At 36.1% G+C, this 5,919-nt stretch carries 3 protein-coding genes; 2 read left to right on the forward strand and 1 reads right to left on the reverse strand.

Going from position 1 to position 5,919, the window contains the following annotated elements; all coding sequences use genetic code 11:
* Nucleotides 1–6: 6 nt before the first annotated feature.
* Entirely contained in the window at nucleotides 7–1,167 is a 1,161-nt protein-coding gene (locus ACT8VG_RS06520) for an MFS transporter (RefSeq protein ID WP_444195444.1), read from the reverse strand.
* A 759-nt stretch (nucleotides 1,168–1,926) separates the two neighbouring features.
* On the opposite strand from ACT8VG_RS06520, the gene nifJ reads away from it, so the two are divergent.
* Together nifJ and ACT8VG_RS06530 are read left to right on the forward strand one after the other, a co-directional pair.
* A complete protein-coding gene (gene nifJ / locus ACT8VG_RS06525) occupies nucleotides 1,927–5,460 on the forward strand; it encodes a pyruvate:ferredoxin (flavodoxin) oxidoreductase (RefSeq protein ID WP_288706352.1) in 3,534 nt (1,177 codons plus the stop codon).
* A gap of 123 nt (nucleotides 5,461–5,583) precedes the next feature.
* Nucleotides 5,584–5,805, forward strand: a complete 222-nt coding sequence (locus ACT8VG_RS06530) for a hypothetical protein (protein ID WP_117458370.1) — start codon at nucleotides 5,584–5,586, stop codon at nucleotides 5,803–5,805.
* The last annotated feature ends 114 nt before the right edge of the window (nucleotides 5,806–5,919 follow it).

Below are 5,919 nucleotides of genomic sequence, written 5' to 3' on the forward strand. Positions count from 1 at the left end.
GATATCCTATTTGCTGCGGAATTTTATAAAACTAATGAATGCAGCAACAAGTACCATCATTGCGCCTACAAAACCGATGAAGTTTAAAGAAGTGTTTGTATATACGACTCCACCTAGCCAGGTACCACTTCCAATCCCTAGATTGAAGATAGCTGAGAAAATTGCCATGGCAACAGATGAAGCGGCTGTAGAAACACATCCAATGATTTCAGCCTGAAAGCTTGTTTGAAAAGCCATTGCGGCTATACCCCAGATAGCACATACTAATATGATCATATACATATTGATTGAAGCAGGATATAGAAGGCCTAGAGCACCTGCAAAACCAAATAGAACTGCTTGTACAAATGCAAAACGATGATCATCATAATATCGAGAAAAGAGATAACTTCCTGAAAGTCCAGCAACACCAAATAACATTAATGTGATAGTCACTAGGGTGCTTGGAAATCCAGCAACTCTCTGTAAAAATGGTTCAATATAACTATAAGTTGTATAGTATCCAGCTGCAAAAAGGAATGTAATGATATAAGTAATCATTAGTCTTGAATTCTTGAAAAGTTTTGGAAGCTGATTGATAGAAAATGATTCTGTATTTTCTATCTTTGGGAATACGAATGCAAGATAGACAAGGACTAGGAATGAAATGACTGCCACACATAAGAAAGTCATTCTCCATCCAATATTAAGTCCAATCATTCTACCAAGCGGCATTCCAAGAACCATTGCGATAGCAGTTCCGGTAATAATAGCACTGAGTGCTTTTGATTGATGTTCTTTAGATACGACACGGACTGCAAGTGGTGAAGCAATGGCCCAGAAAATAGAATGTGCACAGGCAACACCAATACGTGATACGACTAGAAATGGAAAACCAATGGAAATAACAGAGAGCACCTGGCATGTGGAAAATACAGTAAGTGTGCCTAATAAAAGTTTCTTTGGTTCTATTTTACATGCAAGTAACATAAGTGGCAGAGACAATATTGTCACAGTCCATGAGTAAGCTGTGATCATGACACCTGCTTGTGCTGCTGTCATGTTGAAATCATTGGAAATATCTGTCAACAAACCTATTGGCATGAATTCAGATGTATTTACTAAAAAAGCTGAAATAGTCATACCGATTAACGGAAGCCATTCTTTTAAAGACATTTTTGTTTTCATCTATATAACTCCTCCCCATTTGACTGGAAAATAATAGTATAGTCAGCTCTAGAGTGTCAATGAAAAGAGTGGTAATAGTTTGAATTTTAGTTTGTCAATAGTCTGAGACCAGGGTTATATGCTCTGATCTTTTTTTGCGTTTTCGATATCTTCTCTGATAAGTTTTTTAAATATCCCATTTTAGAATCAACACTATCAAGTTTTTCTATAATATCTGCATCATCTGCATCAGTTTTTTTGTTTCTTCTCTACTTTTCTTTCCTTCTTGATTACATTATGCAACAAATCTGTTTGAATAATAGTGTATATTGATATGTTAAAAGCCTCAACTTAATATTCTGTATTATCTTTCTCCAGTCCTTCTGCATCTGTTCTTGTTGGCACACGCAGGATCAAAACTGCAAACATGTGAATGTTTTCTATGTGCCTTTATTTTTTTACCTATAGTTGATTTATCTTTTCCAAGAGTAGCAGTGATAGAAGCCTTAGTAGAATCATTTCTCTTTCTGCAAGGGCAAGATGCAGATTCTTATTTGATTTAGCTATGATAATCAGCCTTTCATGAAATAGAGAAACAGACATCACAGTAATTATAGACCTGAAGGAGAAAAAATAACTGAAAAGAAGTGAAAGACTAAACGCAACTTTGACCTGGGTGGAATTTAACTTCTCACTTTAGATAAAATACATGATAATAATTAATTATAGTATTTTATTGCATATCAGCGTATAATGGTAGATAAGGAGGATTGAAAGATTATGTCTAAGAAGTATTTATCTATGGATGGTAATACTGCTGCCGCTCATGTTGCATATGCATTTTCTGAAGTAGCAAGTATCTATCCAATTACCCCTTCTTCACCAATGGCTGAACATGCTGAAGAATGGGCTTCACAGGGAAGAAAAAATATTTTTGGCTCTGCTGTAAACGTAGTTGAAATGCAGTCAGAAGCAGGCGCTGCTGGGGCTGTACACGGTGCTTTACAGGGTGGTGCTTTAGCTACTACATTTACTGCATCTCAGGGTCTATTATTAATGATTCCTAACCTTTATAAGATTCAGGGTGAAATGCTTCCAGGTGTTTTCCATGTAGCTGCAAGAGCTCTTGCAACTAGTTCATTAAATATCTTTGGGGATCATCAGGATGTTTATGCCTGCCGTCAAACAGGTATCCCTATGCTTTGTTCACATTCTGTACAGGAAGTTATGGATTTAGCTGGTGTTGCACACTTAACTGCAATTAAAGCTGGTGTACCATTTATCCATTTCTTTGATGGTTTCAGAACATCTCATGAAATTCAGAAAGTAGAAGTTCTTGATTATGAAACTTTAGCTTCATTAGTAGATTATGATGCAATTAAGAAATTTAAAGCAAACGCACTTAACCCACATACTAATCCAGTAGAACGTGGTGGTGCAGATAATGATGATATTTATTTCCAAAGCAGAGAAGCTCAGAATAAGCATTATGATGCAGTTGTAGAAATTGCTGCAGATTACATGAAGAAGATTTCTGAAATCACTGGTAGAGAATATGCACCATTTACATACTATGGTGATCCAGAAGCTGATAGAGTTATTATCGCAATGGGTTCAGTTACTGAAACTATTGAAGATACAATTGATGAAATGGCTAAAGAAGGAGAAAAAGTTGGTGTTATTAAAGTACATCTTTATAGACCTTTCTCTCCAAAATACTTAAAGGCTGTTTTACCAGCAACTGCTAAGAAGATTGCTGTACTTGACCGTACTAAGGAAATGGGTGCTACTGGTGAACCATTATACCTTGATGTATGTTCAGTTATTAGAGATGCTGATACATTAGTTATTGGTGGTCGTTATGGTATGGGTTCTAAGGATACTACACCTCAGCATATCAAGGCTGTTTATGATCACTTAAATTCAGATAATCCATTTACAGGATTCACAATTGGTATCAAGGATGACGTAACTCATTTATCATTACCTGATGTTCATGGATTCCATATCAATTCTGGTGTTACTCAGTGCTTATTCTATGGTTTAGGTTCTGATGGTACTGTATCTGCAAATAAGTCTTCTATCAAGATTATTGGTGATAATACTGATTTATACTGCCAGGCTTATTTCGCATATGACTCTAAGAAGGCTGGTGGAGCAACTCGTTCTAACTTAAGATTTGGTAATAAGCCAATTAGAGCAACTTACTATGTAAATAGAGCAGACTTCATCTCTTGTTCATTAGACAACTACTGCTTAAAGTATGATATGTTGAAGAACTTAAAAGATGGTGGACGTTTCTTATTAAATACTGAATTTACTAAAGAAGAAATCGCTGATTATCTTCCAAATAGAGTAAAGAAACAGTTAGCAGATAAACATGCTAAGTTCTATATTATTAATGCCAACAAGATTGCTGGTGAAATCGGTATGGGTAGACGTACAAATACTATCCTACAGTCAGCATTCTTCGCATTAAATGAACAGATTCTTCCAATCGAAGAAGCTGTTACTAAGATGAAAGAAATGGCTAAGAAGTCTTATAGCAACAAGGGTGAAAATATCGTCCAGGCTAACTATAAGGCTATCGATGCTGGTAAAGATGCAATTGAAGAAGTAACTGTAGATCCAGAATGGTCTAACTTAACTGTATTACCATTAAGAAAACCAACTGGTGATGATTACTTTGATAACTTCGTAGCTCCTATCAATGCTCTTGAAGGTTATGATCTTCCAACTTCAGCATTCTTAGATAAGCTTGATGGTACTATGCAGAATGGTGTTGCAATTAAAGAAAAACGTGCAATTGCTATTCAGGTTCCTAAGTGGGAAAAAGACAACTGTATCCAGTGTAACCAGTGTGCTATGGTATGTCCTCATGCAACTATCCGTCCATTCTTAATGACTGAAGAAGAAATCAAGAATGCACCAGAAGATATTACTAATGATGTATTAAAACCAATTGGTAAGGGCGTTGAAGGATTATCATTCCGTATCCAGATTTCTCCTGATAACTGCGTAGGTTGTGGATTATGTGCATCTGTATGTCCAGGTAAACGTGGTGAAAAGGCACTTACAATGGTTCCAGTTAAGGAAGAATTAGAACATTCTGCTTTATCTGAATATGTTTACAACAATGTAGAATATAGAGATGACAAGTATCCTACAACTACAGTGAAGGGTGTTGGATTCATGAAGCCTTACTTTGAAGCTTCTGGTGCCTGTGCTGGTTGTGGTGAAACTCCATATTATCGTTTAGCTTCTCAGTTATTTGGTTCTGATATGAGAATTGCGAACGCTACTGGATGTTCATCAATCTATACTGGTTCAACTCCATCTACTCCATGTACTACTGATAAGAATGGTCATGGTATGGCTTGGGCTAACTCATTATTCGAAGATAATGCTGAATTTGGTTTCGGTATGAAGCTTGCAGAAAACTACATGTCTAAACATATCTTAGAAATCATTGAAGCAAATAAGAATGATGTAGAACCAGAATTAAAAGGAATTCTTGAAAAATATGAAGCTGTTAAGGGTCAGAGAGTAGAAGAAAAGGCTCTTTATAACGAATTAGTAGAAAAAGTTGAAGCTTCAGCTAATGAACCTATCAAGGAATTACTTGATATGAAGGGTGAATTAGTGACTAAGTCTCAGTGGATCATCGGTGGTGACGGATGGGCTTATGATATCGGCTACGGAGGATTAGACCACGTTCTTGCTAATGATCAGAATGTCAATGTATTAGTTCTTGATACAGAAGTATATTCTAACACTGGTGGACAGTCTTCTAAATCATCACAGGCTGCTTCTATTGCGAAGTTCACTGCAAGTGGTAAGAAGGTTGCTAAGAAAGACTTAGCTCAGATTGCTATGGCTTATGGTCATGTATATGTTGCACAGATTGCTTTAGGTGCTAACCCAATGCAGGCTATTAAGGCTATGAAGGAAGCTGAATCTTATGATGGACCATCATTAATTATTGCTTATGCACCATGTAATGAACATCATATCAAGGGTGGATTAATTAACTCTTCAAGACAGGAAAAATGGGCTGTTGAATGTGGTTACTTCAACTTATTAAGATACGACCCACGTTTAACTGAAGAAGGTAAGAACCCACTTACAATTGATTCTAAGGCTCCTGATTATTCTAAGTTCAGAGACTTCTTAATGAGTGAAAACAGATTCTCTCAGTTAGTTAAGATCAATCCTGAAAATGCAGAAGCATTATTCGATAAGTGTCTAGTAGATGCTAAACGTCGTCGTGCAAGAGCAGAAGCACTTGCTAAAGATTTTGATGCTGCTGAATAATTCATACGAAAGAGATAGTAGAAATGCTATCTCTTTTCCTTAGTATTTATAACATACCAAAAAGATAGGTATATTGCTTGCTATTTGTATTTATTATTTCTATACTAGAAGTGGGTGATGGATATGAAGAGTGTACTCATTAAAGATACAACAAGAGAAGAAAGAAAAAGAATCATACAAGAAGCATTGGACTGTAATGATTCTGCAGGATGTGAGAACTGCAGTGGATGCGGCTTGTTTGGGGCTGGAGATCCCTTTGAAATGTATGAAGATTATATAGAAGGTAAAAGAGAAATCAAAGAAATTAATATGGAATTTGTTTCACGCTACTTTGTGAGAGGTTAATCACATCGTAATATAAAGAGATGTCATATCATTGTGTGTACTAAAAAAAACAGGGATTTAAATAAACTGGTTCAAAAGTCAAGGACAGAATGTTGACAGTCCCTGCTAAATGAG

It is taken from the genome of Catenibacterium sp., assembly GCF_052354645.1.
GTDB lineage: Bacteria > Bacillota_I > Bacilli_A > Erysipelotrichales > Coprobacillaceae > Catenibacterium > Catenibacterium mitsuoka_A.